This is a genomic window from Streptomyces sp. ActVer (assembly GCF_027270795.1).
Lineage (GTDB): Bacteria > Actinomycetota > Actinomycetes > Streptomycetales > Streptomycetaceae > Streptomyces > Streptomyces umbrinus_A.
Genome location: NZ_JAPWHT010000649.1, coordinates 1 through 4,229, shown reverse-complemented (window position 1 = coordinate 4,229; position 4,229 = coordinate 1). Strand labels below are relative to the sequence as shown.

General features: G+C 72.1%; 5 protein-coding genes. 2 read left to right on the top strand and 3 right to left on the bottom strand.

From position 1 onward, the window contains the following. Together O3Q52_RS49725 and O3Q52_RS49720 are read left to right on the top strand one after the other, a co-directional pair. A partial coding sequence (locus tag O3Q52_RS49725; protein WP_269655025.1) for a peptidoglycan-binding protein occupies positions 1 to 626 on the top strand: 626 nt, incomplete at its 5' end. Continuing rightward, positions 623 to 1,498, top strand: a complete 876-nt coding sequence (locus tag O3Q52_RS49720) for an XRE family transcriptional regulator (protein ID WP_269655024.1) — start codon at positions 623 to 625, stop codon at positions 1,496 to 1,498. The genes O3Q52_RS49725 and O3Q52_RS49720, both read left to right, overlap by 4 nt. 107 nt (positions 1,499 to 1,605) lie before the next feature. Here the strand turns inward: O3Q52_RS49720 and O3Q52_RS49715 are convergent, their stop codons facing one another. From O3Q52_RS49715 to pqqD, 3 genes are all read right to left on the bottom strand, one after another. After that, positions 1,606 to 2,712: a sorbosone dehydrogenase family protein gene (locus tag O3Q52_RS49715; RefSeq protein ID WP_269655023.1), complete on the bottom strand. Its 1,107-nt coding sequence runs from the start codon at positions 2,710 to 2,712 to the stop codon at positions 1,606 to 1,608. A gap of 61 nt (positions 2,713 to 2,773) precedes the next feature. After that, positions 2,774 to 3,904 carry a pyrroloquinoline quinone biosynthesis protein PqqE gene (gene pqqE / locus O3Q52_RS49710; RefSeq protein ID WP_269655022.1) on the bottom strand — a complete coding sequence of 377 codons (1,131 nt, stop codon included), beginning with the start codon at positions 3,902 to 3,904 and terminating at the stop codon, positions 2,774 to 2,776. Then, a complete protein-coding gene (pqqD, locus tag O3Q52_RS49705; RefSeq protein ID WP_269655026.1) occupies positions 3,901 to 4,122 on the bottom strand; it encodes a pyrroloquinoline quinone biosynthesis peptide chaperone PqqD in 222 nt (73 codons plus the stop codon). The genes pqqE and pqqD overlap by 4 nt, the downstream gene beginning before the upstream one ends. Between the last annotated feature and the right edge of the window lie 107 nt (positions 4,123 to 4,229).

Genomic DNA, 4,229 nt, shown 5'->3' with positions numbered 1-4,229 from the left:
CGGAAGGATCGGAAGCGCCGGAAGCGCCGGAAGCGCCGGAAGCGCCGGAAGCATCCGAAGCAACTGGCACGGTTGGTGCGGCCGGTGCGGGTCACACGGTTGAAGTTGCTGGGGCGCTCCAGGCAGCCGGGGCCGACGACACCGGGCCGTACGCCCTGTCGGCCCCCGACGAGGCGACGCGGCACGGGCGTTCGCTGCGCGTCGCGCTGGTGGCGGGGTCCGTGGCGCTGGTGCTGGCCGTCTCCTCGGCGGTCCTGCTGGTCGTACGGCTCTCGGACGGCGACAGCAGGGCGTCGGCAACGCCTCTCGGCTCGGCCACCTCGTCCGTGTCGCCGTCACCGTCACCGTCGGGGCCGCGTACGTACGCCTGCGAGGTGGAGCGGATCGACGGCCGCTGGTACGCGGGCAACAGCCGTACCCGGGACGCCGTCCTGGCGGAGGGCCTCGCCGGTCCGGAGGTGGCCGAGGCACAGTGTCTGCTGCGCAGGGCGGGTTTCGCCCCGGGGGTCGTGGACGGGATCTACGGTCCGCACACCAAGAGCGCGGTCGAGCGGTTGCAGAAGCAGGCGGGCCTGGTCGTGGACGGCATCATCGGCCGGCACACCTGGGGAGCGCTACGGCGATGACGCGCACGACGCCGTCGCCGGAACGTGCACGACTGGCGGCAGCGCTGCGGGACCTGCGGACACGCACCGGTCTGAGCATGGTGGGCCTGGCGGAACGGACCGCGTTCAGCAAGTCGTCCTGGGAGCGCTATCTCAACGGCAAGAGCGTGCCGCCGCGCGACGCGGTGCGGGAACTGTGCCGGCTCGCCTCCGAACCGGAGGGGCGATGCCTGGCGCTGTGGGAGATCGCGGAGTCGGAGTGGAGCGGGCGCGCGGCACAGGCACGGCGTACGGATCCGCCTGCCGAGGCGCCCGCGGAGACGCCGTCGACAGCTCCGGAACCGGTCCCGTCCGAGGCGTCCGCTCCGGCACTACGGGATGACACGCGCTCAGGGCACAGGGGTACGGCCGTTGCGGTGCTCGCGTCGGTGTGTGCCGTGGTCGTCGGGGGTGTGGCGATCACTCTCTTCCTCGTCCTTGGCCAGGACGCGCCACGCACGTCCTCCTCCGCCTCCCCGTCAGCCACCGGGCCGCGTTGCCGGGGAGCGGCGTGCGAGGGCAGGAGCCCGATGGACATGAAGTGCGGGGTCGGGCCGCAGACCCTCGCCTCGTACCGCACCGCCTCGGGAGCGATGCTGGAACTGCGCCACAGCCAGACGTGCGGGACCAGTTGGGCCCGGATGTGGGGGACGCGGATCGGCGACCGGCTGGAGGTGACCGCGGACGGCCGTCCCCGTTCCACCGAGGTCGAGGACGAGGCCGACGCGGCGGCGTACGTCTACACCCCGATGACCACCACCGGCTCCGGCCAGGTCGTACGGGCCTGCTTCCGTCCGACGTCGAACGGCAGGTCGGACATCAAGGAGGAGTGCTTCGAGAGCCGCGTCCGCTGAACGACTGATCGCGCGCCCGGCGAGCCCACCCGAATCTCACGCGCCGGGCCGACCGGCCGACAGGACCGGTCCGAGGAGCCGTCACCTCTCCGGACCGGCCTCGGCGGTCAGCCCAGAGTCACCCGCAGGACGCGGTCCGCGCCGTCCGGCTCGCCTCCGTTGGCGTCGGCGTTGGTGGTCGCCAGCCACAGCTGTTCGCGGCCGGGCACCTTGACGACCGTACGGAGCCGGCCGTACGTACCGACGTAGTACGCCGTCGCCGTGCCCACGTTCTCGGTGTCGCCGTCGATGGGGATGCGCCAGAGGCGCTCGCCGCGCAGCGCGGCCATGTAGACGACGTTGTCGGCGATGGCGATGGCGCTGGGCGAGGCCTCGCCGGTGGTCCAGGTCTTCTTCGGGTTGGTCATCCCGGCGGTCGAGCAGGTGCCCTCACAGGTGGGCCAGCCGTAGTTGGCGCCCGGCTTGATCAGGTTCAGCTCGTCGAACCGGCTGTTGCCGAACTCGGCCTCCCACAGCCGTCCGTTGCGGTCGAAGGCGAGTCCCTGCGGATTGCGGTGGCCGAGGCTGTAGACGTAGTTGCCGAAGGGGTTGCCGGGGGCCGGCTGACCGGAGGTGGTCAGGCGCAGGATCTTGCCGTTGAGGGAGTTCCGGTCCTGGGCGAGGGCGGTGTTCTGGGCGTCGCCGGTAGTGGCGTACAGATAGCCGTCGGGGCCGAAGGCGAGCCGTCCGCCGTTGTGGTACCGGGCCTTGCTGATGCCCTGGAGGATCACCGTGTAGCCGGTGAGCGAGGTGCCGTTGTACGTCATGCGGGCGATGCGGTTGCCCTCGGCGGCGGTGTGCATGAAGTACACGTAGTGGTTGGTGGCCCAGCCGGGGTCGACGGCCACCCCCATGAGTCCGCCCTCGCCGTTGGTGGTCTGACTGTTGGGGACCGTCCCGACCTGGGTCTTCGCACCCTCGGGGGTGACCTTCCAGACCCGGAAGTCGTCACGCTCGGTAACCAGGGAGTGGGAGCCGTCGGGCAGCCAGCCGACACCCCAGGGGACGGTCAGCCCGGTGGTGATGGGGGTGACGCCTGTCGGTACCCCGGCGACCGCCGCGGGAGCGGTGGTGTCGGCGGTGTCGGCCCGGGCCGTTCCGAGTCCGGGGACTCCCGTGAGCAGCAGCCCGGTCAGGGACAGGGCCGCGCCCGCGGTCAGTGCTCTACGGGTCATGCGCCTGCTGGTCGTTCGCATCGGTCCTCCAAGTGGGGGTTGGAAGGGATCTGGTGGTGGGTCACGCCCTCCGAGGGCCCTGCGGGGCGCCTCGCGGGGGACGGGAACGAGGGACGGTCGGCGCGGCGGCCCGCGATGCGGGCGCGTCGACGAGTGTCCGTACCAGCCCGTGGTCGGGGGACAGCCGGCACACGGGATCGGTGCGGGAGGCGTCGCCGGTGAGCGCGTACGCCTGGCAGCGGCAGCCGCCGAGATCCGTTTCCCGCTCGGGGCAGGAGCGGCAGGGTGCGGCCATCCAGTCGGTGCCCCGGTAGCGGTGGAACGCGGGCGATTGGCGCCAACTCCACTCCAGGGAACGGTCTTTGACGTTCGGGGCGTCGAGCCCCGGCAGTGTGGCGGCGGCCGGGCAGGGCAGCACCGTGCCGTCGGGGGCCACGGCCAGCGAGACGGCACCCCAGCCGCCCATACAGGGCTTGGCGATCCCGTCGATGTAGTCGGGCACCACCCACACCACGTCCACCCGCCCGGCCAGTTGCTCCCGCCGGGCCTCGACGACGGCCCACGCCCGCTCGATCTGTTCCCGGCCGGGCAGCAGCCGGTCCCGGTTGACCAACGCCCAGCCGTAGAACTGGGTGTTCGCCAGCTCGATCCGCTCCGCGCCCCAGTCCAGGGCCAGATCGAGGAGGGCGCCGATCGCGTCCAGGTTGTCCCGGTGGAGTACGACGTTCAGGCCCAACGGCAGTCCCGCCTGCCGGACCAGGGCCGCGGCCTTCCGCTTGGCGGCGAAGGAGCGGGTCCCGGCGATCCGGTCGGAGGCGGCGGATTCGGCGTGCTGCACGGAGAGTTGGACACTGCGCAGCCCGCGGTCGATGAGGGCGGTCAGCCGCTCCCGGGTCAGGCCGACGCCACTGGTGACCAACTGGGTGTAGATGCCCGCCGCGTCGGCCGCCTCGACGATCTCGGGCAGGTCGCGCCGCAGCAGCGGTTCACCGCCGGAGAGGTGGGTGTGGACGACGCCCAGCTCCCCGGCCTGGCGCATGACGTCGGCCCACTCGTCGGTACGGAGTTCCGCGGATCTCCGTACCAGTTCCAAGGGGTTGGAACAGTAGGCGCAGTGCAGCGGGCAGCCGTGCGTGAGTTCCGCGAGCAGCGCCCAGGGAGGGGCGACGGGCGCGGCGGAGGTCTCGGTCATCGGATCCAGCCCTCCTCGCGCATCCGCCCGAGAAACTCCGGAACCTCCGTGGCGACGGACGCGTCGGGAAAGCGCTCGGCCAACTCGGCCACGATCGTCTCGACTTGGCGTCGGCCGTCGCAGAGCCTCAGGACGGCGCCCGCGCTGCCCCGCAGCACGACCACGCGTTCCGGCATGAGCAACAGGTCGGTGCCGCGCACCCGGTCGTGCCGGAGCATGACGGACCGGCTCAGCGCCGGAGTCCAGAGCCCGGCGTCCGCAACGGTGCCTTCACCCGCCTCCGCGCCCGTGTCCGCGCCCGTGTCCGTGTCCGTGTTGGCATCCT